Source organism: Embleya sp. NPDC008237, assembly GCF_042956465.1.
Lineage (GTDB): Bacteria > Actinomycetota > Actinomycetes > Streptomycetales > Streptomycetaceae > Embleya.
Window position 1 is genome coordinate 314,178 of record NZ_JBIBGL010000005.1, and the last position, 23,153, is coordinate 337,330.

The following is a 23,153-nucleotide window of genomic DNA, read 5'->3' on the forward strand; positions in this document are numbered from 1 at the left end:
GATGGGTGTGCGACTGCGGCTCCCTCCCTCACGTGAGAGCAATTCGGCGACCGTGCCGTCGAGTTCGATACGTGCGCCGGCGCGCCGAGGTCAACCGACCGCCGCCGGGCGGGCCGGCAACCGATCCGCCGCCCGCGCCCAGACGCCCGGGTCGCCCCGCGGCTCGTACCGGCGCAGCGGCTGGGTCTCCCGCAACAACCGGCGCAGGTCGGCCAGTGAACCGGTCACGCTCCCCGCGGCCCGGGCCTGCACGAGCAGGTTGCCCAGCGCCGCCGCCTCGGTCGGCCCGGCCACCACCGGCAATCCGCACGCGTCGGCGGTGACCTGGCACAGCAGCGAGTTCAACGCCCCGCCGCCGACCACGTGCACGACGTCGACCGCGTGCCCCGCCAGGCGTTGCGCATCCAGCACCGCGCCCCGGTAGGCGAGCGCCAGGCTGTCCACGATGCAGCGCACCAGCTCGCCGGGCGTCCCGGGCACCGGCTCGCCCGCCTCCCGACAGGCCCCCGCGATCCGGTCCGGCATGTCGCCGGGCGCCAGGAAGGCCGGGTCGCCCGCGTCCACCAGCGAGCGCAGCGCCGGCACCCGCGCCGCGTCGTCGAGCAGCCGCTCCAGCGAGTGCGGCCTGCCCGTTCGGTCCCAGTGCCGCATGCACTCCTGAAGCAGCCACAACCCCATCACGTTGCGCAGATAGCGCACGGTGCCGTCGACACCCAACTCATTGGTGAAGTTGGCCCGTCGGCTCTCCTCGGTGAGCACCGGCGCGTCGAGTTCGACACCGACCAGCGACCATGTGCCGCTGGAGATGTACGCGAAACGACTGCCGTGTGCGGGCACCCCGACCACCGCCGACGCGGTGTCGTGCGACCCGACGGCGGTGACCCGTACGGGTCCGCGCAGCCCGGTCTCGGCGAGCACCTGCGCGGTGAGCGCGCCCGCCGCCTCGCCGGGCAGGCGAAGTGGCGCGAACAACTGCGGATCCAGGCCGAGCGCGGTCGTGATCCTGCTCGACCAGCACCCGGTGACAGGATCCAGAAGCTGGGTGGTGGAGGCGTTGGTCACCTCGGTGCCGGCAACTCCGGTCAACCAGTACGAGATCAGGTCCGGGATCAGCAACGCCTGCCGGGCGGCCGCGAATTGCGGGGTGTCGGATGCCGCGACGAGCTGATGGACCGTGTTGAAACTCGCGTGCTGGATGCCGGTGATCGTGTACAGCTCCGTCGCGGCCACGCGGGCGTACACCCGGTCGGGTACCGCTTCGGTGCGCGTATCGCGGTAGTGCACCGGATTGCCGAGCAGCGCACCGTCGGCGTCCAGCAGCCCGAAGTCGACCGCCCACGAGTCGATTCCCACGCTCACCGGCGGGCCGGCCGAGCGTCCGGCGGCCCGCAGCCCGTCGAGGACGCCCGCGTACAGGGCGAGCACGTCCCAGTGCAACGTCCCGCCGACTCGCACGGGCCGATTGACGAACCGATGGGCCTCACTCACGGTCAGCGAATCCGGTCCGACCCGCCCGGCCAGCACCCGGCCACTGGACGCCCCCAGATCGACAGCCACAAAACTCCGCGCCGTACGCATGCCCGACTCCCTCCCAAGCCACCCACCCCGCCCCACCGACTCCTCCGGCCCGGCATCCCCCAGGCAACCCGACCGAGATCCGGCGCACCTCGACCCGACCGGCGTTCACGGCCACCCACCGCCGGAGACCGAGCCATGCCGGCAGGCCCAGCCCAACCCAACCCGACCCAGCCCAGCCCGACCCGACCTGAACCGAACCGACCTGAACCGAAGCGAGCCGACCTGAACCGAACCGGAAATGAAACGTTTCAATTCACGTCGGCGAACGTACGTCCCCATGACGGAACACGTCAAGCGCCGGCCCCTCCCCCGCGACACCGCAGGCCCCGGCGCCCCCGCCGGAACACCTCACGAGCCGGCCCCCCACCCCGACCCGTCAGACGCCGGCCTCCCACACCGCGCGCCGACTCTGCTCCCCCCGCCCGCCGAGCACCACGCCGAGCACGGTCGAGGTCGGTACGTAGCCGAAGTGCCGCGAATCCTGGGTGTGCACCGCGTCCCCGCGCACCACCAGCGACCCGGGCGGCACCGCCGTTCCGTGCACCGCGTGCACCGCCGGGCGCACCTCGCTCGGCACCGGATCCCCGGACACCGCCGCGACCCGCTTGACCAGCCACCGCAGGTCGTCCTCCGCGCCGTACCGGACCGGATTGCGGAAGACGATCGCGTCGCCGCGCCGCACGGCGGTGGTCCGGCGCACGACCAGCCGCTCGCCGTCCACGAACGTCGGCGCCATGCTCATCCCGGTCACCCGCACCAGCGCCAGCCGCGAGCGCACCGCCCACCCGGCCAGCGCCGCACTCGTCGCGACCGTTCCGACGACCAGGGCCACGCGCCCGTACGCCCTCACTGTGCCTCCTCCACGATCCTGGTCGAGTCCTCGCACCGGTCCCGGTACCCGGCCGCCTGGAGCCCGAAGAGCCGGGCGTAGTGCCCGTCGGCCAAGGCCATCAGCTGGTCGTGGCGGCCAAGTTCGGTGATCCGGCCGTCGGCCAGCACGGCGATCGTGTCCGCGTCGCGCAGCGCGCCCAGCCGGTGCGACACGAGCAGGCCGGTCCGGCCCGCCCGGTGCCGGTGCAGCGCGCGGTGCACCTCGTGCTCGGCCTCCGGGTCCAGGCCCGAGCTGGGCTCGTCCAGGATCAGCAGATCCGCGTCGCCGCGCATCAACGACCGGGCCAGTGCCACCCGTTGCCACTGGCCGCCGGACAGCGTGACACCGGCCGAGTCGTCGTCCTCGTCCAGGTGCACCCGGCTCAACTGGGTCCGGTAGCCGTCCGGCAGCGCGGACAGGTCCGCGTCGATGCCCGCCAGCACCGCGCTCGACCGGATCCGGGCCGCATCCTCGCGGTGGGCCAGGTCGCCGATGCCGATGTTCTCCGCCGCGGAGAGGTCGTAGGTCATGTAGTCCTGGAAGGTCACCCCGATCCGGCGGCGCAGCGCGGCCACGTCCATCGTGCGGATGTCCACGCCGTCCCAGCGGATCGCACCCCGATCCGGGTCGTAGAACCGGCAGAGCAGCTTGATCAGCGTGCTCTTGCCGGTGCCGTTGCGTCCGACCAGGCCCACGGCGGCGCCGGCGGGCACCACCAGGCTCACCCCGCGCAGCACCCACGGGCCCTGTGCGTCGTAGCGGAACCACACGTCGTCGAATTCGAGTCGTCCGCGCAGCGCCGGCACCTGTCCGGTCCCGGTCTCCAGGTCGTCGGGCGTGTCCATCAGATCCAGGAAGTGACCGAACAGGCGGATCGCCTCGGCGGCCACGCCGGCCTGGGTGACCACGCCGGTGAAGGCCTGCTGGACGCCCGCCGCGGCGGCGGTGAACAACATCACGTCGCCGACGGTGAATCGGCCCTGCGCCGCGCCGGCCACCACCACGACCATGCCCAGCCCGGCCACCACCGCGTTCAGCGCGGCGAATCCGGCCTGGATCAGCATGCCCCTTCGGGCCACCGCGAGTTCGGCGTCGGTGGCCTCGCGCAGCGCCCGCACCAGGCGGCCGTGCAGGAAGTCGCCCAGCCCGAACAGCCGGATCTCCTTGGCCGCGCGCGGGTCGGTCAGCAACGACCGGTAGAACAGCCGACGGCGCTGCTTCCCGGAGGTCAGCTCCAGCACCGCCACCTGTCGACGGGCCATCGACAACCGGGCCGACAACGCGGCGACGCCGACCAGGAACAGCAGTCCCACCATCGGCGGCCACACGGCGAGCAGCACACCGGTGAACCCGCTCAGCGCGGCGCCGGAACGCACCACCTCCTGGCTGAACATGGTGATGTTGTGCGGCGCGTCCTCGGATGCCTGTTGGGCCAGCCGCAGCCGGTCGTGGAAGGCCGGGTCCTCGAAGCGGCGCAGTCCGCGGAACTCGTTGACCTTGGCGAACAGGTCCCGCTCGACGGTGACGACGAGCCGTCGACGCACCACCTCGTCCAGATAACTCGCCAGTTGCATCAGCACGGCGAGCACCGCACCGAGCGTCGCGAGCGCGAGGCCGAGGGCCACCGCCCGCCCCGAGTCGGCGTGTTCGCCGCGGCCCAGCTCGTCGAAGAGCAGTTTGGTCAGCCACGCGGCCAGAGCCGGGAGCACGCCGATCAGCACAGTGGCCACCAGCAACAGCACCGCGCCCACGGGCGCGGCCCTGAACTGCAACGCAAGGGCCACCTTGACCGCGCGCGGGCGCAACCGGGACCCCGGAGAGGTACCGCCCTCCGGGGTCCCGTCCGATTCCGGGATCAACAGGGGTTGCCCGGTCGGAGGGTGCAGACGCCGTTGCGGCTGTAGCGGTACTCGCGGCCGTCGCGGCAGTGGCACAGTCGGCCGACGTACTCGACGCACGCGCCGGCGCGCTTCTCCGTCAGGACCCGGCCGAGCAGCCGGTCGCCGATCGTGCCGATCGCTCGCTTCATCTCAGCCTCCGGAGTCGCGGTAGCGGCGAGGACGCCGGTCAACACCGGGTGGCGGTCTTCACGCACGGGCCGTTGCAGCTGTACACGTAGCGGTAGTGGTTGCGACACACGCAGAACTGGCCGTGTTCCGGGACGCACGCCCCGGCTCGCTTCTCGCGAAGGACGAGTCCCAACAGCTTGTCGCCCATGGTGCCGATCACACGGTTCATCGTGGACCTTCCATTGAAGGGTCGAATCGACGGAAGCGGGGTGTGCTTCTGCCGGAGGCGACGCTAAACCCTTCGTCAGCCGAGTCGCAAGAGATAGCGAGTACCTCGAATCAATGAATACCGTGTTTGTTTCGAGCCGTCGCCGAGTGAGCACTGTTGCCATTGGCGAGCGCGGGGATACATTTCGACGGCCGTGTTCGCCGGTCGCGCGCACATCGAGGTCGGCCGACATCCTTCGCCCTTTTGGGAGCATCCCCATGCCGTTCCTGATCGCCGCCGTCGTGCTGGTCACGGTGTTGTGCCTGTTGAATCTGCTGCTCACCTTCGGCGTCATTCGCAAACTTCGCGCCCAGGGTGAACAGGGCGAACACGGGCATGGCGCGCAGGGCGTGGACATCTCGGACCTGGTGCTGCCGGTGGGCTCGCCGGCGCCCGCCTTCACCGTGGTCACCACCACGGGCGAGACGGTGTCCCGGGACGATCTGGGGGCCGCGCTGTTCGGCTTCTTCTCGCCGGACTGTCGGGCCTGCAAGGAGCGACTGCCGGAGTTCGTGGCGGCGGCGCGCAAGGCGGACGGCCTGCGGGTGCTCGCGGTAGTGCACGGCGACGAGGCGGAGACCCGGGAGCAGGTCGCCGCGCTGGCCGCGGTCGCGCAGGTCGTGGTCGAACCGACCGACGGTCCACTCGGTCGCGGATTCGCGGTGACCGGATATCCGGTGTTCGGTCTGCTGGATGCGGACGGCACGATCACCGCGAGTGGTTTCGACCCGAAAGCCCTTTCCGCGCCGGTGCGCGCCGCCGCCTGACGCACCACCGCCGGATTCGACCGATTCGGCCGGGCGCGATCGGATTCCGACAAGATCCTTTTCCGGCCCGGCCCATTCCCGGCCGTGATCATTGTCGGCGGGTAATTCGATACCCCGATCGGGCGGATAGTCGAGGGCCGCGGATGCGTTGCCGCATGCAAATTCGCAAAGTATTACCGGAATCAAATATCCGCCGGCGTGAATCCTGTGCGGCGACCTTCGACAATCGGGTCCTCGTCGTCGAGTACACCAGGGCCGACTTCGACACCGCGTGTCGCGGCCGGGGCGTCAAGCTCTCCGTCGTGCTCCGCGACCGACAGGTCACCGCTCCGGGCAACGCGGAGCACGTGTACGCGAAGTGCCGACCGCACACGATGTCACCGCCCACCGCGCCGGCCGGATCCGACGGCCCCGGCCGGCACGGCGCCGGGTCACACCCGGGCGTGGGTGGTGATGTCCTGCTCGAACATCTCGACCATGCTCGCGGTCACCGTGGGTCGGGACTGGGCGAGGGCGTCCAGGTAGTCCTCGGTGTGTGCACCCGGCCCGTCGGCGGTCGCGGACTCGTCGAACAGGTCGCGCTCGAACGAGGCCTGGGCGGCGATCCGGGCGGCGTGGCCGATGTCGGCGGGCGTGAGCAACTCGCTGGCCGCCACCAGCGCGTCCAGGTCCACGTCCGGACGGGCCGATGCGTACCGGGTCCACATCGCCCGCCGCGCGTCCGCGTCCGGCGTGCCCACCGGGATGATGTAGTCGAACCGGCCCGGCCGCAGGAAGGCCGGGTCCAGCGAACGCACCGAGTTGGTCGCGCACACCAGCAGCCGATCGCCGTGTTCGCGGAACGCCGGGATCAGCTTGAGCAGTTCGTTGGTCACCGCGTGGCCGGCACTGGGCCGGGCGTGCCGGACCGGCGCGATCTCCTCGACCTCGTCGATGAACACCACGATCCGCTCCAGCCTGGCCAGCCGCCCGAACGCCTCGCGCAGCGCGGCGGCCAGGTTGCCGCCGTCGGCCAGCCGCGAGGGCAACAATTCCACGAACGGCCAGCCCAGGCGCGAGGCGATCGCCCGGGCGAAGGTGGTCTTGCCGGTGCCGGGCGGGCCGAACAGCGCGATTGCACTCGGCGGTTCCACGCCGTGCCGCAGCGCGCGCTCGGGATCCGCCAGCGGCAGCACCACACGCCGCTCGATCAGGTTCTTCTCCACCTCCATGCCGGCCACCTTCGACCACAGGTCACCCGGCAACATCCGCCCGCCGAGCCGGTCCAGGGTCTCCGCCGCGTGGTCGTCGACCGGCTCGACCTTCTCGAAGTAGGCCACCGCCGGCCGCCGCTCGTAGCCCGCGTTGCGCAGCCCCAGCTCGCGTGAGTCCTCCTCGGGCAGCACGTAGGCGATCCGGCGCACCCGATCCTCGACCAACCTGCGCTCCAGCGCCAGCAGCAGCGTGCTGGTCAGCCCCAGGCCGCGCGCGGCCGGCGAGATGGCGATCCGCATCACCCAGGCCCGCCCCTCGGACACCGTGGCCAGCGCCGCGCCGACCACCGCGCCGTCCCGTCGGGCGATCACCGCCGGCTGTCGCGAGGTCAGCGCGTTGATGCACTCGGACAGCGAGAAGACCGACTCCTGGCCGAGCTCGGTCGTGGTGTCGATCAGGTGCACCACCGCCGCGAGGTCCTCCTCGCGGTAGTCCTGTATGAGCCAGACCATGAACAGCTCCATCCGGGGATCGAGTGCCTCGACGAATGGCAAACACTAGGGAGCACCGCCGCGCCGCGAACGCGTCGTTGTGTACAAGTGCGGGCCCGAACTTGGTCACCCTGTGAATGGACACCTCGCCAAGTACCTGCGACACGCGCGCCGGACGAAAGCCCGGCGACCGCGTTCGGGGCCCGGGGCACAATGGGCTCGACCGCTCGACCGCTCGACCGACCTCGTCCGCGCCGTCCGGCCCGCTCGGGCCGCCCGACCCCCACGGAGAACAGATGACCGTCTCGTCCGCGTCCGGCCCCGCCCACGCGTCCGGTGTCTTCCCGATCGGCGGCGACCTGCCGGTGCGCCGGCTCGGGTTCGGCGCCATGCAGCTCACCGGGACCGGCGTCTGGGGCGAGCCCAAGGACCGCCGAGAGGCGATCCGGGTGCTGCGCCGCGCCGTCGAACTCGGGGTGAACCTGATCGACACGGCCGACTCGTACGGCCCCTTCGTCAGCGAACAGATCATCCGCGAGGCCCTGCACCCGTATGCCGAGGACGTGGTGATCGCCACCAAGGGCGGCTTCGCCCGCACCGGACCCGGCGAGTGGCGCGCCCTCGGCCGGCCCGAATACCTGCGCCAGCAGACCGAACTGAGCCTGCGCCACCTCGGGCTGGACCGGATCGACCTCTACCAGCTGCACCGGATCGACCCGCAGGTCCCGCTCGCGGACCAGCTCGGCGAACTCGGCGCGTTGCAGCGCGAGGGCAAGATCCGGCACATCGGCCTGTCCGAGGTCACCGTCGAGCAGCTGCGCCAGGCCCGCGAGATCGTCGAGATCGTCTCCGTGCAGAACCTGTACAACCTGGCCAACCGCAAGGCCGAGAGCGTGCTCGACTACGCGGCGGCCGAGAACATCGCGTTCATCCCGTGGTTCCCCATGGCCACCGGGGAACTCGCCCGGCCGGGCGGACCATTGGACCGGCTCGCCAAGGAACACGGCGCCGCGCCCTCGCAGTTGGCGCTGGCCTGGCTGCTGCACCGCTCCCCGGTGCTGCTGCCGATCCCGGGCACCTCCAGCGTCGCGCACCTGGAGGAGAACACCGAGGCGGCCCGAATCGAACTGTCCGACGAGCAGTTCGAGGCCCTGTCGGCCGCGGTCTGACCCGATCGCGGCCGGGCCGGACCGTCCCGTCCACCGGGACAGTCCGGCCCGGCCACACCTCCCGGCCCGGCCACGTCGCCCGACCCGCCGCCGCACGCCGGCCCGACCGCGTCACCTCGGCCCGGCCGAATCCGGGTCAGTCCTCCCTCGGCGTGATCCGCACACTCCACCCGTCCTCGATCTCCGCCCCGTCGATGGTGATCGCCTCGACCGTGCGCGACGTCGGGTCGATGTCGGCCACCACGCCCTCGCCCGCATAGCGCGGATGTCCGGAGGCGCCGATCTCGCCGGTGGCCTCGACCACGGCCGAGCGCACCGCCGGCCCTCGGGCCTCGGCGGCCATGTCCTGGGCGTTGTACGGGAGGATCTCGATCTCGAAGCGTTCCATCCCGAGCCCATGCCCGCGGTCGGGCCGGCGCAAGCCACCCGGTCGGCCGTACGGCATGCCGTCGATCCCCCGGGCACCACGACGCAGGACTGAAGTCGCTCCTCGCCGGGCCGCCTCGAAACACCCTCAATCCGCCATTGTTTCCCGAGACGGACTTCGGATCGGGCTGCTGGGCCGGAGGATTCGCGGACGGGTCGCCGAGGCGCGGCGTCGTCCCCGACGCCAGGGGCGCAGGATCGGCTTCACCGGATGGCTGCCGCCGCGCATCAGGCCGGTGAAGATCTCCGCGCCCGACTCCAGCGGGTAACTCGCGGTCCAGCCCGGTTCCCAGCCGCTGACGAGTTCGGCGGCCTCGGCGAACTCGTCGGCGGTGTAGGCGAACGAGCCGAGCATCCGCTTCTCGGTACGCACCAGCACGGTCGCGTCGAAGCCGGCGCTCGCGTCGGCGAGGCCGAGCCAGATCGCCACGCCGCCCGGACGCGGCAGCCGTACCGACTGCTCGTGGGTGTCGCCGGCGCCGACCGCGTCGAAGACCACGTCGAATTCGCCGGACAGTTCGGCGCCGACCGTGGTGGCGCCCAACGTGGCCGCCATCTGCCGTCGTTCGGACGAGCGGTCGGCGACCGCGATGCTCGCGGCGTGCTCGGGGCGCGCGGCCGGCAGGCAGACCAGGCCGATCGCGCCGGCGCCGATCACCCCGACCCGGGCGCCGGGTGCGACGTCGGCCGGCCGCCAGGCGTGCACCGCGTTGGCCGCCGGTTCCACCACCGCCGCGGCCTCCCACGACATGTCCGCGGGCAGCGGATGCAGGGCGGAGCGCGGGACCGCGACCCGCTCGGCGAACGCGCCGGGCAGGTGTACGCCGGTGATCCGCCGCTCGCGACAGACCTGGCGCAGGCCGCCCCGGCCCAGGTCGCACGTGCCGCAGGACAGGATCGGGTTGACCAGCACGCCGATGCCCTCGATCTCGGTTTCCAGCACGTCGCCCGGCACCAGCCGGCGCGGCGGGTCCATGAACGCGCCGCGGCCCCACGGGGTGCCGGTGAGCACCGGGTCGCCGGGTTCGAGGGTGAAGGCGCGCGAGCAGTGGGACAACAACTCGGCGATGCCGAAGACCATTTCGGCGGTGGAGGAGTTCTGCACAGTCTCCCCGTTGACCCGGGTGCGCAACACCAGCGCCTGCGGGTCGGCCAGTTCGTCGGGAGTGGCCAGGACCGGCCCGAGCGGGCAGAAGGTGCCCAGGCTCTTGCCGCGCACCCACTGGCCGTCGCCGAATTGCAGGTCGCGGGCCGATCGCGACGATCTTGCCGGGGCGCAGCGGCGCCAGGTAACGGGTGGCTTCGATCTCGCGGGTCGCGTCGAGCGCCGCCTCGCGCAGCGCCTCGGGACCGGCCGCGACCAGTGCGGCGAGCGTGCCCTCGCCGGGCCCGTCGAGCCGATACAGCCCGCCGTCGCGCTCGACCACGGCCACCGGCCGCCCGTCGTGCTCCACTGTCGCCGGCCTCATTCCACTTCCTCGTTAGTGTGATTCCGTCTGGCGGAACGCAATTCCATGTGGTGTCGTGAGTAAAACAACGGGCCGTTGAAGATGTCAAGAGACCCCCGAACCGGCGAGTTGCCGGTTCGGGGGTCTCGGGTAATTCACTTACCGTGCAGGGTGGTTGCCGCACGGTGGGTACGGTTTCGGGTGTGCTGCCGGTGCGCGGGCGGCAAACCCGAGGCGCGGCCGGGTGGGTCGTTTCGACCGATCCGGCACGTGAGACACCTCGGCCGCGGGACGGTCCGGATCCTGTCCGGTGGATCATGTGGGGCCGCCGAGATCCGCCGGACAGGGCCTAACCGACCGCGCCGGCCCATTCCGCAACGCGTGAGCGCAGTGCCTCGGCCAGCTCCGCCATCCGCGCCGAGGTCATCCGCGACTTCAGCCCGGTCACGCTGATCGCGGCCACCGGCGCCGACCGGCCCAGGAACAGCGGCACCGCCACACACCGCAGCCCCACCTCGTTCTCCTCCAGGTCGGTCGCGTACCCGCGGGCCCGCACCTCCTCCAGCTCGGCGGCCAGTTTCGGCACCGACGTGACCGTGTGCCGAGTCGCCGCGCGCAGCGGCAGCCGCGGCGCCGCCCAGGCCCGCAGCGCCTCGTCCGTCGGATACGTCCAGGCCAGCAGGGCCTTGCCCACTCCCGTGCTGTGCGCGGGATTTCGGCCGCCGATCACGGACGAGAGCTTGATCGCCCCGGAGGCCTCGACCTTGTCCAGATAGACCACCTCGCCGGCGTCCAGGGTCGCCACGTGCACGGTCTCGTCGGTCACCCGGCGCAGCTCCGCGAGCAGCGGATGCACCATCGAGCGCAGGTCGATGTCGTCGTGGAAGCGGAACGCGGTCGCCAGCAGCCGACTGCCGATGAAGTACGGGCCGTTGACCTCGGGTTGGGCGGCGAAACCCCGGTACTTGAGCGCGCCGAGCAGCCGGTGCAGCGTGCTCTTGGGCAGGTCCAGATCACCCGCGAGTTCCTCCAGGGTGATGCCTCGGGGCATTTCCCCCATACGCATCAGGATCCGCAGGGCCCGATCCACGCTGATCACGGGCGAATCGCTGTTGCCGGTCAAGGTACCCCCTGGGCACGAGGCGATAATGGGACGTCGTTCCGTACAGCGGAATGATAGACCGTTTTGCGCAACGCTGATACCGTCCCGGCTCATCGGAGCCCACGGAGGAGAAACGATGCGCGGACTTACCCGCCCACCCGAGAGAGAGCACGTCGCATGCCCCTGTCCACGGACCTGATCGACCGCCTGGCCGCGATCGTCGGCGCCGAACACGTCCGGCACGCCGCCGGTGATCTCGTGCCCTACGCGCGCGACGCCACGCCCCTGTTCGACCGGCTCCCGGACGCCGTGGTCTTTCCCGCCGACACCGCCGAGGTGGCCGCGGTACTGCGGCTGGCCACCGAGCACCGCATCCCGGTCGTCCCCCGCGGCGCCGGTTCCAACCTGTGCGCGGCCACCGTCGCCCTGGACGGCGGCATCGTGTTGGTCACCACCCGGATGAACACGATCCGCGAGGTCAGCCCCGCCGAGCTGCTCGCCGTGGTGCAACCCGGCGTGACCACCGCCGCACTCGCGAGCGCCGTCGCCGAACACGGCCTGCTGTTCCCGCCCGACCCGGGCAGCCGGACGGTATCCACCGTCGGCGGCAACGTGGCCACGTGCGCGGGCGGACTGCGCGGACTCAAGTACGGCGTCACCCGCAACTACGTGCTGGGCCTGGAGGCGGTGCTGCCCACCGGCGAGGTGATCCGCACCGGCGGCCGGCTGTGGAAGGACGTGGCCGGCTACGACCTGACCCGGCTGCTCACCGGGTCGGAGGGCACCCTCGCGGTGATCACCGAGATCACCATGGCCCTGCTGCCCGCGCCCGCCGACACGGGCACCGGCATCGCCTACTTCCCCGACCTGGCCCACGCCGGCCGTGCGGTCGCCGACATCCTCTCCGCCGGCATCGTTCCCGCGACCCTGGAGTTCCTGGACCGGCGCTGCATCGGCGCGGTCGAGGACTTCGCCCACCTGGGCCTGCGTACGGACGCGGGCGCACTGTTGTTGTTCGGCGACGACGGCGCTCCGGACGCGGTGCGCCGCGACCTGGCCCGGATGGCCGACCTGTGCGACCGGGCCGGCGCAAGCGAGTGGACCCTGGCCGAGGACGTCGCCGGCGCCGAGGCGCTGCTCACCGCGCGCCGCTGTTCGCTGCCCGCGCTGTCCCGACTCGGCTCGCTCACCATCCTGGAGGACGCCACCGTCCCGCGCCCGCGGATCGCCGAGATGGTCGACCGGATCGACGCCATCGCGGACCGGCACGCGGTCACCATCGCCACCTTCGGCCACGCCGGCGACGGCAATCTGCACCCGACCTGCGTGGTGGCCGACCCGCAGGACACCGAGTCGATCGAGCGTGCCCACGCCGCCTTCGACGACATCTTCCGCACCGCGATCGAACTGGGCGGCACGATCACCGGAGAACACGGCGTCGGCGCCGCCAAGCTGCCCCACCTGCGGGCCCAGCTCGGCGACGAGCAACTGGATCTGCTGCGCCGGATCAAGTCCGCCTTCGATCCCGCCCGCATCCTCAATCCCGGAAAGCTCGGCTCATGACCGGTGTGTTCGATCCCGAGGAACTCTCCCGCTGCATCTCCTGCGGCTTCTGTCTGCCCGCGTGCCCGACCTACGCCGAGACCGGGGACGAGGCGTCCTCGCCGCGCGGCCGGATCAACCTGATGCGCGCCCTGGAGACCGGCCGTCTGGACGCCGACGACCCGACCCTGCTCGAACAGTCCTCGGCCTGCCTGGGCTGCCGGGCCTGCGAACCGGTCTGTCCCGCCGGCGTCCCGTACGGCTCGCTGCTCGAACAATGGCGCGAGCACCAGTGGCGCGGCCGGCGCAGGCCGCCGCTCGCCCGGCTGCTGACCGTCGTGGTGAGCATGCCACCGGTGGTGCGAGTCATGGGATGGGGGCGCTTCGTGCTGCCGGCCGGGAGGGCGAAACACGATCCGGCGAGGTCCGGACGAAGGGCCGAGCGGGCCGCGGCGGCACCGCCGGCGTCCTCCGTGTCCGGCACCTCCGCACCCGCGCCCGCCCCCGACACGGGTGCGGGTGCCTCGCTCATGCTCGGTTGTTTCGAACGGGCCATGTTCCCCAAGGTCGCCCGCGCCGCACGCACCCTGCTGCCCGGCCTCGCGGTACCCGACGACCAGGGTTGCTGCGGCGCGCTGCACGCGCACAACGGCGAGCTGAAGAAGGGACGCGTGCTCGCCCGCCGGCTGGGCGAGCGGCTGCCCGGCCGGATCGTCACCACCTCCGGCGGCTGCGCCGCGCACCTGGCCGACGTCATCGGCCGTGATCGGGTCGCCGAACTCTCCGAGGCGATCGACCCGGCCACGCTCACCGCGCATGCGCCGGCCGGGCACCGGATCAAGGTCACCCTCCAGGACTCGTGCCACCTGCGCAACGGCCTGAGCGTCTGGCGCGAGCCGCGGGCGTTGCTCGCGCGGGTGGCCGACTTCGTGGAGACCCCGGGCGCCGCCGAATGTTGCGGTGCGGCCGGCACGTACGCCCTGCTGCGGCCGGCCGCGTCCCGACGCATCCTCGACCGCAAGCTCGACGCGATCGAGGCGACCGGCGCCGACGTCGTGATCGCGGTCAACCCCGGCTGTCTGCGCCAACTGCGCACCGGCCTGCGTCGGCGCGGGTCGCGGGTGCGCGCGATGCACCTCGCCGAGTTCCTCACCGCATTCCACGCGCCGCCGACCCCCGCGACCGGCGACCCGATGGCGGGCTGAGGCCAGGGGAGCCGGGGCCCGATGCGGCGCACGCAACTTCATAGGGGGAGCCGCGTGCGCCGTACCCGGTCCGGGCTCCCGCCGCCGGCCCGATGCGGCAGGCACGAGAGACACCAGGCTCGACCTGAAGAAGCACCGGACATACAGGGGTAATTCGGACAATACTTTGATGGCGCATGACGCACGTCACATCGCGCATACCGTTCGTCAGGAACTCGCACGCACCGTGAACCGAGTTTCCCGGATTCTCACCCGCCGTGATTCCCCGGACGACGGTGAGTGAGCTTTTTGGGCACAATGCGTACGGAGTTCGGGACTTTAAGTCCCGTTATTCCACCCTTAAGACCCGATTCTTCGGTTTCGGCGAATCGTGATGTTTGGTTCCGCGCCGGGGGTGTGCGTAGCTTGGTGCTTCGCCACACCGGTCCGGTGCTCGGCGAAATGGTCTCCCGGTTCGCCGAATCCTGCCGCCGGAGCGAGGCCACGGTACGAAACCCGAAAGGCAGGAGCGGGGGAACCAAGTGGAATGCCGTCCCGGGCGTCTGTGACACAGGCGCCCATGCGGACGGCTTGGGGTGAAGCCGTGCCCGTCCCTCTCATTCGAGGGTCGAACACGGCCGGGCGAGACTCTCCAGCCCGAATCCGACAGCTCACTTCGTAGGCGTGGGAGAAGGAAAAATCTTCGTGCAGTCGTTCATCACCCCTGCCCGCATGCCCAAGAAGACGCGCCTCGCGCTGACCCTCGGCATGGCCGGCGCCATCGTCGCCGCCCCGCTGATCACCGGTATCGCAACCGCCAACGCCGCCTCGGTCTCCACCTGGGACAAGGTCGCCATGGGCGAGAGCTCGGGCAACTGGCACATCAACACCGGCAACGGTTTCTACGGTGGCCTGCAGTTCACCCAGAGCACCTGGAACGAGTTCGGCGGTCAGCAGTACGCCCCGCGCGCCGACCTGGCCACCAAGGACCAGCAGATCGCCATCGCCGAGAAGGTCCTGGCCGTGCAGGGCCCCGGCGCCTGGCCGAACACCTCCGGCCCGGCGGGTCTGACCAAGGGCGGCGCCAAGCCCGCCGTCTCGCCGACCACCAAGTCCTCCGGCTCGGCCAAGACCTCGATCAAGGTCGCCCCCAAGGTCGCCGAGAAGCCGGTCGAGTCCAAGCCGGCGACCGCCGCCGCCCCGAAGATCGAGGTCGTCCCGGCCGCCGCGAAGCCCGCGTCGACCACCACCTCGTACTCCGTGGTCAAGGGTGACACCCTGTCCAAGATCGCCGCCGACAAGGACATCGCAGGTGGTTGGCACAAGCTGTACGCCGACAACCGCTCCGTGATCGGTGGCAACCCGAACCTCATCAAGGTCGGCCAGAAGCTCTCGCTGTCCGGCAAGGCCAAGGCGTCCGCCGCCACCGCCACCGCCGCCGCCAAGGTCGAGGTCGCGCCGAAGGCCGCGCCCAAGACCGAGACCGTCGCCGAGACCAAGCCCTCGGCGTCGGTGAAGGTCGCGCCGAAGACCACGGTCAAGGAGAAGGCCCCGGTCGCCGCCAAGGCGTCCTCCGCCAAGGCCGGCAGCACCGCGGTCAACGCGTCCGGCTACGTCGCTCCGGTGAGCGGCTCGCTGGGCACCGCGTTCGGCGTCGGCGGCAAGATGTGGTCCAGCGGCAGCCACACCGGCCAGGACTTCGTGGCCTCCACCGGCACCCCGGTGAAGGCGATCACCTCGGGCACCGTGGTCAAGGCCGGCAACGGCGGCGCCTACGGCAACGAGATCGTGATCAAGCACGCGGACGGCAAGTACTCGCAGTACGCGCACCTGTCCAGCATCGGCGTGCGCGCCGGTGCCACGGTGAGCACCGGTCAGCAGATCGGCCTCTCCGGTGCGACCGGCAACGTGACCGGCCCGCACCTGCACTTCGAGATCCGCACCACCCCGAACTACGGCAGCGGCATCAACCCCGTCAGCTACCTGCGCGCGCACGGCGTCAACCTCTGATCCGAGCGTCACTCAGGCAGTAACCGCACGGCGACAGCCACTCTGCGGTAGCCGTACAAGGGCCGGGCCCGTCGACCACGCGTCGACGGGCCCGGCCCACGTGCGCGTCCGCACCCCTGCGGACGCCGAGACCCCGGCGGACCGCCAAGCCCCGCGGACGCCGAGATCCCCGCGCACGCCGAAGCCCCGCGGGCCGGGTCGATCAGCCGCGTGCCGGGTACCGCTTGGGCAGCGGCAGTCCGCGTGCGGCCAGCAACTCCCGTGCCCGATCGGGGTAGTCGGTGATCAGACCGTCCACGCCGGCGTCCATCAGCTCGGCCATGGTCGCCGGGTCGTCGATGGTCCACGGCACGACCTTGATGCCCCTCGCATGCGCCTGGGCGACCATCTCCCGGGTCACGTAAGGGCGGTAGTCCGGGTCGGTGACCTTGCCGTTCTGCGGGAAGCCGTGCACGGGCGAGAACGTGGTGGCGCCGAACGAGGCGATCGCGCGCAGCGGATCGCCGCCGAAGTCGTCGATGTCCAGGCCGCCCAGCCAGGGCGAGGCGCCGGGCTTGCCGACCTGGAGGAAGTCGTAGTTGGTCAACGCGACCAGCGGCAGCCGCGGTTCGACCTCTCGCATGCGCTTGAGCGCGCCCCAGTCGAAGCTTTGGATGGTGACCTGGCGCAACAGCCCGGCCCGGCGCACCTCGCGCGCCACGGTCTGCACGAACTGCTCGCGCGGCGCGGTCTCCTGCGGCGCGCCCGCCTCGACCTTGGTCTCCACGTTGAGCTTCACGCCGCGCGCGTGCCGGCGCTCGACCAGGTCGAACACCTCGGTGAGCAGCGGCATTCGGGCGCCCGGCGAGGTGGTCTGCGCGGGGAAGCCGGGGAACTGCCGCGACCCGCAGTCCAGGGTGCGGATCTGGGCCAGGCTGAGCGTGTTGACGTACTTGCCGACGTAGGGGAACTCCGGGTCGCCGGCCCGCACCGGTTCGGTGTCGGCACACTTGCGCCCGTCGACCCTGCGGTCGTGGGTGACCACGGCGCGGCCGTCCTCGGTGATCTGCACGTCCAGTTCGAGGGTGGACACGCCCAGGTCCAAGCCTTTGGCGAAGGACGCGAGCGTGCTCTCCACGGTCAGCCCGAGTCCGCCTCGGTGCGCCTGGAGGTCGAAGGACTTGCGGTGGTGACCGCCGTGGCGGTCCGCCGCGGCGGCCGCTCCCGGGGCGGCGACGATGGCGGCCCCGGCCAGGACCGCGGCCGTGACGGTCTTCCATCCGGACATGGACGTCTCCTTCTCGCTCCGGTCGACGACGATCGACCGTCGACGCCCACACCCTGGCCCGCGCAACGTGATGCGCGGGGAGTCGGGCCGTGGCGTTCCGGCGAAGAAGAGACGAAGCGGAGGCGAAGTCGCCCACCGGGGCGGCGCCGACCAACCGCCGATGCGATCCGCCCGAGAACCGAAGTCGAGGCGCCCGCAGGGCCGTTCAGCAGCCCATCGAGGACCCGTTGTCGGTCCAGCCGGGCCGGTGCGCGGCCAGCAGCCGGCCCGACGCGTCGTGCACGACCTGCAGTTCCTGCTCCGAGACGACGGCGAAGAACGCGTCCTCGGCATCACCGAGCAGCCGGGTGCTCTCCGCGACCAACTCCCGCCCCGAGTCGGTGACCTGGACGACGTGCCGGCGCCGATCGTGCGGGTTGCGCCGACGCTCGGCGAAGCCGCGCGCCTCCAAATCGTCGAGCAGGCCGACCAGGACGTTCGGGTCGATCCCGAGCAGCCGACTGACGTCCTGCTGGGACAACGATTCGTAGGCCAGCAGGGTCTCCAGCACGTGTACGTGCTTGGCCTTGACCCCCAGCGTGGCCAGCGTCTGATCGGCGAGCGCCAACAGGAGATCGGCCAGCTTGACCAGCCGGTATCCGGTCCGAGCTCCCATCGGCGGCCGCCCCGTGCTCGGTCGGTCCGTCATGGCCACATATTAGCGGTCCTCGATCATATGTCTTCTAGACGAAAGGCGATGCATATCGTATGTTCCACATACGATCCATCGACTCTACGGAAGGGTTCGGCGATGTTCGCTGCCCTGGCCCGCCTGACCACGGCCCGACCCCGACTGCTGCTGCTCACGGCCCTGCTCCTGCTGATCGGCGCCGGCCTGCTCGGTCGAGGCGTCGGCGACCACCTCCTCGGCGGCGGCGCCGTCGACCCGAACTCGGCCTCAGCCCGCGCGGCGACCGCACTCGACCACGACTTCCCCGGCAGCCGACCCAACCTGGTCCTCCTGGTCGGCGCCGACCGCCCCCTGGACGCACCCGAAGTCACCACCCAGGCACGGGAGTTGGCCGCCCGCCTCGCCGCCGAACCGGACGTCGAGGGAGTGCTCTCCCACTGGACCGACGGTGCCCCCACCCTGCGCACCGCCGACGGCCGGCACGGCCTGGTCCTGGCCCACATCCGCGGCGAGGAGACCGCCGCCTCGGACACGTTCGAACGCCTGGCCGCGCACTACCGCGGCACCCGGGGAGCCCTGACCGTCGAACTCGGCGGCAGTGTCGCGGTGCGCCACGACATGCAGAAGACCATCTCCGAGGACCTGGTCCGGGCCGAACTGATCGCCCTGCCGATCACCTTGCTGATCCTGATCCTGGTCTTCGGCAGCCTGGTCGCCGCCCTGCTGCCGCTCGGCGTCGGCATCCTGGCCATGGTCGGCACCAACGCCGTGCTGCGGCTGGTCTCCACGACCACCGACGTATCGGTGTTCGCGCAGAACCTGACCACCGTCCTGGGCCTGGGCCTGGCCGTCGACTACGGCCTGTTCGTGGTCCGCCGCTATCGCGAGGAACTCGCCGCCGGCGCCCCGCCGGCGCGCGCGGTCGCGGTGATGCTCGACACCGCCGGACGCACCGTGGTCTTCTCCGCACTCACGCTCGCCGTCTCCCTCGCCGCGATGTTGGTCTTCCCGCAGTACTTCCTGCGGTCGTTCGCCTACGCCGGCATCCCGGTGGTGCTGCTCGCCGCCTTCGGCGCGCTGGTGATCCTGCCCGCGGCACTGGTCCTGCTCGGCACCCGGGTGGACCGGGGCGACCTGCGCGCACCGCTGCGCCGACTGGGCCGCCGACTGCGGCCCGGCGCCGGCGCCGGCGGCGCGCCGACCGCGGTGCGCGACAGCCGCTGGTATCGCCTCTCGCAGGCGATCATGCACCGGGCGCCGATCGTCGCCGTCCTCACCACCGGCCTCCTGGTCGCCCTCGGACTGCCCTTCCTGGGCGTGCAGTTCGGCACCGGCGACGACCGCCAACTGCCGAGGTCGGCCGAGTCCCGGCAGGTCCAGCAGGTGATCCGGGACCAGGTCGACGGCCGGCCCACCGGGTCGATCGAGATCGTGGTCGGCACGACGCAGCAGGCCGAGGGCACCGCCGACTACAGCGCGCGGCTCTCCGCCCTGGACGGCGTGGCCCGCGTGGTCGGCCCGGCCGGCACCTTCGAACACGGCGTCCGTAGCGCACCCGCGGGCCCGGCCGAGGCCGGCCGCCGTGCCGCCGGCAGCGCGTACATCTCGGTGGTGCCCGCGGTCGAGGACCTCTCCGCCGCCGGCGAGGACCTGGTGCGCGAGGTCCGCGGGGTCGCCGCTCCGGGACCGGCCCTGGTCGGCGGACAGTCCGCCGAGGTGGTCGACGCCAAGCACGCGATCGGCAGCCGGCTGTGGCTCGCCGGCGGCCTGATCCTGCTCACCACGTTCGTGCTGGTCTTCCTGCTCACCGGCAGCGTGGTGCTGCCGATCCTGGCGATCGTGTTCGCCGCGCTGAGTCTGACCGCGATGTTCGGCGCCGTGGTGTGGGTGATCCAGGACGGCCACCTGTCCGGACTGCTCGACTTCACCCCGACCGGGTCGATCGAGACCGCGCTGCCGGTACTGATGTTCTGCATCGCCTTCGGCCTGTCGATGGACTACGGCGTGTTCCTGATCTCCCGGATCAAGGAGGAGCACGACCGCACCGGCGACCACCGGGGCGCGGTCGCCACCGGCCTGGCCCGCACCGGCGGCATCATCACCGCGGCGGCATGCGTCCTGGCGGTGGTGATGTTCGCGATCGGCACCTCGCGGGTGACCAACACGCTGATGCTCGGCATGGGTCTCGCACTGGCCGTCCTGGTCGACGCGTTCGTGGTGCGCAGCCTGCTGGCGCCGGCGGTGCTGGCCCTGACCGGCAAGGCGACGTGGTGGGCGCCCGCCCCACTGCGCCGACTGCACGACCGGTTCGGCCTGTCCGAGGGCGGCCCGGCCCAGCCGCCGGTCACACCCGAGCCGCGTATCCCGGTCTCCGCGCCATAGAGCGGCACCGCAACCGATCGGGCGCCGGGCGGGCCGATTTCGGCCCGCCCGGCGCCCGATCCCCGACCGCGGCTTGGGAACACCTCACCAAGCCCGGCCGGTGTCCGAGGCCGACCGGCTCACCGGCGGTACAGCACCGCCTCCGGCGCCGCCGCGCTCAGCGTGACCGACTTCGGGCGGACCGGCACCGCCCGCCCCGGCCGGTCGTCCCGACCCAGCAGAAACGCCCGGTTGACCCCGTTCACCGTGATCGTGGAACCCGGGTCGACCCCGGCCACCGTACGAATCGCGACCACCTCCACGATGTCGGACGCCCGCGTGCCGTGCGGGAGCCGCACCGTGGTCGCCGCCGGGTCGTCGCGCTGCAACGACCAGTCCACCCGCCCGCGGTCCGAGCGGTACAGCGTCGGGTCGCCCTTGATCCGCACCCCGATCGCGACACCGTTCCAGCCGGCCGCACCCGGCGGCGGCGCCGAGGTGGTCTTGCGGAGCACCGCGTACAGGTAGTCCTGCGGGTCGGCGATCAGCGTGGTGGTGTCGGCCGGCGGATCGGCGACGACCCGGCCCTCGCGCCGTACCTCGGCCGTCATCACCGGGTACACCCACGGGTGGCGGTCCACCATCTCCTCACGCGCGGTCCGCTGCGGATCGACCAGCCGCTCGACCGCCGCCGGCGCGAAGCGCATCGGGTTGTCCACGACGTCGCACAGGTTGTTGTTCAGCGTGCAGGTCTGGAGCAACGGGTGGGCGTCCTCGTAGCGCCCGGCGAACAGCTTCGTGCCGTGGTCGGGCGACTGGAAGTAGGCGGTGCCCGGCACCGCCTTGCCGCGCCCGTCCACCTCGACACGGTAGGCCCACTCTATGTCGGTGGTCCGGCCCCAGCGGGCCATCAGCGCCGGCGTCGAGGTGCCGCCGTCCTCGTTGGTCCACACGATCGTGTAGGTGAGAACCCGGTGTCCGGCGGTCGCCGCCGGGGCCTCCTGGTACCAGGCCAGCACCGGGGTGTCGGAGATCGCGTTCTGGAACGGGCCGGTCGCTCCGCCGGGCACGCCCGGGATGCTCCGCCCGTACAGGACCGGCGCGTTCGCGGCCGCGGCGTACTCGCGGTCGCCGGTGTCCACGATCTCGGTGCGCAGCCGCGAGACCCGCACCACCGAGCCCGCCGGCGAGGACCGGTCGGCCGCGTAGCGCAGGGTCAGCTCGTGCCGGCCCCTGCGCAGCGCGCCGAGGGCGAAACTGCGCTCGGTGGGCGTGGCCCCGAAGACCACCACGTCGCCGACGGGCCGTCCGTCCACGAGCAGTTGCAGCACCGCCGACTCCCGGCCCGGGGTGCCCCAGTCGAGGCCCGGCGCGGCGGCCGTGAGCGTCACCAGGGCCTCGCCGTCGCGCGCGGCGCGGAACGGAACCACCACCGGGCGGCCGTCGCGGTGCACCCCGAACGTGCCGTGCGCGCCCGCCGATCGGTCCGCCGCGGCGGCGTGCGCGACCGGGACCGGGCCGGCCAGCGCGGCCGAGGCGGCGAGTACGGCGGCGGCGATCACGGATCGGCGCAGACCATGGGTACCGGAGCGAGCGAACACGAGCATCCCCCGAAGAGCATCGACGAGCCTGACCCGCCCACCGTGGCCGGCCGGCGGCGTGCAAGCCAACCCCTGCGCGGGCGAATTCCACCAACCGTCATCGCCGGGCCCATGTCCCGACACGCGCCGGCCACGAAATCGGCGCCGCGGACCCGGGGCGCGCCCGGTGTCCGAATCGTTCAAGACCGGACGTGGTCGGCCGGCTAGCGTCGAGGCATGACGTGGATCACGACGGACATGATCGAGCAAGCCGAGCGGTTCCTGTGGACGTCCGGCCGGGTGCTGGAACAGCGCCGTTTCGCATACCTGTTCGGCGCGCGGGGTGCGGGCGGGTCCGAGGCGACCGGCGACGAGCGGGCCGGTGTGCTCGATGCGCTGCACGCGTACCGCACCCCGGACGGGGGTTATGCCTACGGCCTGGAGCCGGACGTGCGGGGGCCGATCGCCCAACCGGCCACGCTGCGTACCGCGATGCCGATCCTGGTGGAGACCGACGCGCTGCACGGGGCCGAGGCGGCTCGGCTGTGCGACTGGCTGGCGGGCGCGGCGACCGAGGCGGGCGGCGTGCCGCCGGCGTTCACGAGCCTGCGCGAATACCCGCACCCGCCGTGGATGGTGGTCCCGGATGCGCCCGTCGCGGGCTTGATCCCGACCGGCTGGATCGTCGGACCGCTGCTGCGCGCCGGGGTCGAGCATCCATGGTTGCCGCGGGCGACGCAGTTCTGCCGGACCGCCGTCGAGACACTGGGCACCACCCACCCGTACGAGGTGGAGGCGGCGGTGACCTTCCTCGACGGTCTGCCGGATCGGGCCTGGGCCCGGCGTCAGGCCGAGCGGTTGGGCGAACTGGTCCGGGAACAGCGGATCGTGCTGCTCGACCCGGCGCATCCCGAACAGGCCCGGCTGGCGCCCGGCTACGCGGCCGGCGAGTACCACCTGCCGCACGATTTCGCGCCGCGCCCGGACAGCCTGGCCCGGGAGTGGTTCACCGACGCCGAGCTGCGGGTGGGCCTGCGCGCCCTGGCCGACGCCCGGCAGGAGGACGGCGGTTGGCCGCTGCGCTGGGCCGAGTGGTCGCCCTCCGTGCGGGCCGAGGCCCGTCCGGGCCTCACCGTCGAGGCGCTGGTCACCCTGCGGGCGTACGCGGACGCGGTGCCGCCGACCGCCGGGTGAGTGCCGTCGGCCGCGCCTGCGG

General features: G+C 72.0%; 19 protein-coding genes and 1 riboswitch. Of the genes, 7 read left to right on the top strand and 12 right to left on the bottom strand.

Annotated features, from left to right (window positions below; translation table 11 throughout):
* Window positions 1-90: 90 nt before the first annotated feature.
* The 5 genes from ACFZBU_RS15140 to ACFZBU_RS15160 form a co-directional block, all read right to left on the bottom strand.
* Window positions 91-1,578 (bottom strand): rhamnulokinase family protein, encoded by a 1,488-nt coding sequence (locus tag ACFZBU_RS15140; protein WP_391584001.1) that lies wholly within the window; start codon window positions 1,576-1,578, stop codon window positions 91-93.
* Window positions 1,579-1,954: 376 nt separating this feature from the next.
* Window positions 1,955-2,428 (bottom strand): S26 family signal peptidase, encoded by a 474-nt coding sequence (locus ACFZBU_RS15145; RefSeq protein WP_391584002.1) that lies wholly within the window; start codon window positions 2,426-2,428, stop codon window positions 1,955-1,957.
* Window positions 2,425-4,221 carry an ABC transporter ATP-binding protein gene (locus ACFZBU_RS15150; RefSeq protein ID WP_391584003.1) on the bottom strand — a complete coding sequence of 599 codons (1,797 nt, stop codon included), beginning with the start codon at window positions 4,219-4,221 and terminating at the stop codon, window positions 2,425-2,427. The genes ACFZBU_RS15145 and ACFZBU_RS15150 overlap by 4 nt, the downstream gene beginning before the upstream one ends.
* 83 nt (window positions 4,222-4,304) lie before the next feature.
* Window positions 4,305-4,478: a hypothetical protein gene (locus ACFZBU_RS15155; RefSeq protein WP_391584004.1), complete on the bottom strand. Its 174-nt coding sequence runs from the start codon at window positions 4,476-4,478 to the stop codon at window positions 4,305-4,307.
* A 38-nt stretch (window positions 4,479-4,516) separates the two neighbouring features.
* Window positions 4,517-4,687, bottom strand: a complete 171-nt coding sequence (locus tag ACFZBU_RS15160) for a hypothetical protein (protein WP_391584005.1) — start codon at window positions 4,685-4,687, stop codon at window positions 4,517-4,519.
* A 257-nt stretch (window positions 4,688-4,944) separates the two neighbouring features.
* On the opposite strand from ACFZBU_RS15160, the gene ACFZBU_RS15165 reads away from it, so the two are divergent.
* On the top strand, window positions 4,945-5,493 hold the full coding sequence (locus ACFZBU_RS15165; protein WP_391584006.1) for a TlpA family protein disulfide reductase: 549 nt from the start codon (window positions 4,945-4,947) through the stop codon (window positions 5,491-5,493).
* Between the two features lie 431 nt (window positions 5,494-5,924).
* On the opposite strand, the gene ACFZBU_RS15170 is transcribed toward ACFZBU_RS15165, so the two are convergent.
* Window positions 5,925-7,199 carry an ATP-binding protein gene (locus tag ACFZBU_RS15170; protein ID WP_391584007.1) on the bottom strand — a complete coding sequence of 425 codons (1,275 nt, stop codon included), beginning with the start codon at window positions 7,197-7,199 and terminating at the stop codon, window positions 5,925-5,927.
* 275 nt (window positions 7,200-7,474) lie between these two features.
* Here ACFZBU_RS15170 and ACFZBU_RS15175 point away from each other — a divergent pair, with 275 nt between their 5' ends.
* Window positions 7,475-8,347 carry an aldo/keto reductase gene (locus ACFZBU_RS15175; RefSeq protein WP_391584008.1) on the top strand — a complete coding sequence of 291 codons (873 nt, stop codon included), beginning with the start codon at window positions 7,475-7,477 and terminating at the stop codon, window positions 8,345-8,347.
* Between the two features lie 136 nt (window positions 8,348-8,483).
* Here the strand turns inward: ACFZBU_RS15175 and ACFZBU_RS15180 are convergent, their stop codons facing one another.
* From ACFZBU_RS15180 to ACFZBU_RS15190, 3 genes are all read right to left on the bottom strand, one after another.
* The gene (locus ACFZBU_RS15180) at window positions 8,484-8,735 is read right to left on the bottom strand and encodes a hypothetical protein (protein ID WP_391584009.1); all 252 of its coding nucleotides are present in this window, start codon (window positions 8,733-8,735) and stop codon (window positions 8,484-8,486) included.
* Between the two features lie 126 nt (window positions 8,736-8,861).
* Entirely contained in the window at window positions 8,862-9,992 is a 1,131-nt protein-coding gene (locus ACFZBU_RS15185) for a fumarylacetoacetate hydrolase family protein (protein WP_391584010.1), read from the bottom strand.
* A 578-nt stretch (window positions 9,993-10,570) separates the two neighbouring features.
* Complete coding sequence (locus tag ACFZBU_RS15190) at window positions 10,571-11,344, bottom strand: IclR family transcriptional regulator (protein WP_391584011.1); 774 nt, start codon at window positions 11,342-11,344, stop codon at window positions 10,571-10,573.
* A gap of 156 nt (window positions 11,345-11,500) precedes the next feature.
* On the opposite strand from ACFZBU_RS15190, the gene ACFZBU_RS15195 reads away from it, so the two are divergent.
* The 3 genes from ACFZBU_RS15195 (at window position 11,501) to ACFZBU_RS15205 (ending at window position 16,059) form a co-directional block, all read left to right on the top strand.
* Complete coding sequence (locus ACFZBU_RS15195; RefSeq protein WP_391584012.1) at window positions 11,501-12,886, top strand: FAD-binding oxidoreductase; 1,386 nt, start codon at window positions 11,501-11,503, stop codon at window positions 12,884-12,886.
* Complete coding sequence (locus tag ACFZBU_RS15200) at window positions 12,883-14,070, top strand: (Fe-S)-binding protein (protein ID WP_391584013.1); 1,188 nt, start codon at window positions 12,883-12,885, stop codon at window positions 14,068-14,070. Before ACFZBU_RS15195 ends, ACFZBU_RS15200 begins: the two co-directional genes overlap by 4 nt.
* 445 nt (window positions 14,071-14,515) lie before the next feature.
* Window positions 14,516-14,749: riboswitch (cyclic di-AMP (ydaO/yuaA leader) on the top strand.
* A 32-nt stretch (window positions 14,750-14,781) separates the two neighbouring features.
* A complete protein-coding gene (locus tag ACFZBU_RS15205) occupies window positions 14,782-16,059 on the top strand; it encodes a transglycosylase family protein (protein WP_391584347.1) in 1,278 nt (425 codons plus the stop codon).
* A 202-nt stretch (window positions 16,060-16,261) separates the two neighbouring features.
* On the opposite strand, the gene ACFZBU_RS15210 is transcribed toward ACFZBU_RS15205, so the two are convergent.
* Together ACFZBU_RS15210 and ACFZBU_RS15215 are read right to left on the bottom strand one after the other, a co-directional pair.
* The gene (locus ACFZBU_RS15210; protein WP_391584014.1) at window positions 16,262-17,326 is read right to left on the bottom strand and encodes a glycerophosphodiester phosphodiesterase family protein; all 1,065 of its coding nucleotides are present in this window, start codon (window positions 17,324-17,326) and stop codon (window positions 16,262-16,264) included.
* 205 nt (window positions 17,327-17,531) lie between these two features.
* A complete protein-coding gene (locus ACFZBU_RS15215; RefSeq protein ID WP_391584015.1) occupies window positions 17,532-18,014 on the bottom strand; it encodes a MarR family winged helix-turn-helix transcriptional regulator in 483 nt (160 codons plus the stop codon).
* Window positions 18,015-18,116: 102 nt separating this feature from the next.
* Here ACFZBU_RS15215 and ACFZBU_RS15220 point away from each other — a divergent pair, with 102 nt between their 5' ends.
* Window positions 18,117-20,378 (top strand): MMPL family transporter, encoded by a 2,262-nt coding sequence (locus ACFZBU_RS15220; RefSeq protein WP_391584016.1) that lies wholly within the window; start codon window positions 18,117-18,119, stop codon window positions 20,376-20,378.
* Window positions 20,379-20,497: 119 nt separating this feature from the next.
* Here ACFZBU_RS15220 and ACFZBU_RS15225 read toward each other — a convergent pair whose 3' ends face one another.
* On the bottom strand, window positions 20,498-21,964 hold the full coding sequence (locus tag ACFZBU_RS15225) for a hypothetical protein (RefSeq protein ID WP_391584017.1): 1,467 nt from the start codon (window positions 21,962-21,964) through the stop codon (window positions 20,498-20,500).
* A gap of 210 nt (window positions 21,965-22,174) precedes the next feature.
* Here ACFZBU_RS15225 and ACFZBU_RS15230 point away from each other — a divergent pair, with 210 nt between their 5' ends.
* Window positions 22,175-23,131, top strand: a complete 957-nt coding sequence (locus ACFZBU_RS15230; RefSeq protein ID WP_391584018.1) for a hypothetical protein — start codon at window positions 22,175-22,177, stop codon at window positions 23,129-23,131.
* Window positions 23,132-23,153: the final 22 nt, after the last annotated feature.

Bases quoted from the DNA above. Each gene is read 5' to 3' on its own strand.
- ACFZBU_RS15140 (WP_391584001.1), bottom strand. From the start codon at position 1,578: ATGCGTACGGCGCGGAGTTTTGTGGCTGTCGATCTGGGGGCGTCCAGT.
- ACFZBU_RS15155 (WP_391584004.1), bottom strand. From the start codon at position 4,478: ATGAAGCGAGCGATCGGCACGATCGGCGACCGGCTGCTCGGCCGGGTC.
- ACFZBU_RS15160 (WP_391584005.1), bottom strand. From the start codon at position 4,687: ATGAACCGTGTGATCGGCACCATGGGCGACAAGCTGTTGGGACTCGTC.
- ACFZBU_RS15165 (WP_391584006.1), top strand. From the start codon at position 4,945: ATGCCGTTCCTGATCGCCGCCGTCGTGCTGGTCACGGTGTTGTGCCTG.
- ACFZBU_RS15170 (WP_391584007.1), bottom strand. From the start codon at position 7,199: ATGGTCTGGCTCATACAGGACTACCGCGAGGAGGACCTCGCGGCGGTG.
- ACFZBU_RS15175 (WP_391584008.1), top strand. From the start codon at position 7,475: ATGACCGTCTCGTCCGCGTCCGGCCCCGCCCACGCGTCCGGTGTCTTC.
- ACFZBU_RS15180 (WP_391584009.1), bottom strand. From the start codon at position 8,735: ATGGAACGCTTCGAGATCGAGATCCTCCCGTACAACGCCCAGGACATG.
- ACFZBU_RS15195 (WP_391584012.1), top strand. From the start codon at position 11,501: ATGCCCCTGTCCACGGACCTGATCGACCGCCTGGCCGCGATCGTCGGC.
- ACFZBU_RS15200 (WP_391584013.1), top strand. From the start codon at position 12,883: ATGACCGGTGTGTTCGATCCCGAGGAACTCTCCCGCTGCATCTCCTGC.
- ACFZBU_RS15205 (WP_391584347.1), top strand. From the start codon at position 14,782: ATGCCCAAGAAGACGCGCCTCGCGCTGACCCTCGGCATGGCCGGCGCC.
- ACFZBU_RS15210 (WP_391584014.1), bottom strand. From the start codon at position 17,326: ATGTCCGGATGGAAGACCGTCACGGCCGCGGTCCTGGCCGGGGCCGCC.
- ACFZBU_RS15215 (WP_391584015.1), bottom strand. From the start codon at position 18,014: ATGACGGACCGACCGAGCACGGGGCGGCCGCCGATGGGAGCTCGGACC.
- ACFZBU_RS15220 (WP_391584016.1), top strand. From the start codon at position 18,117: ATGTTCGCTGCCCTGGCCCGCCTGACCACGGCCCGACCCCGACTGCTG.
- ACFZBU_RS15225 (WP_391584017.1), bottom strand. From the start codon at position 21,964: ATGCTCGTGTTCGCTCGCTCCGGTACCCATGGTCTGCGCCGATCCGTG.
- ACFZBU_RS15230 (WP_391584018.1), top strand. From the start codon at position 22,175: ATGACGTGGATCACGACGGACATGATCGAGCAAGCCGAGCGGTTCCTG.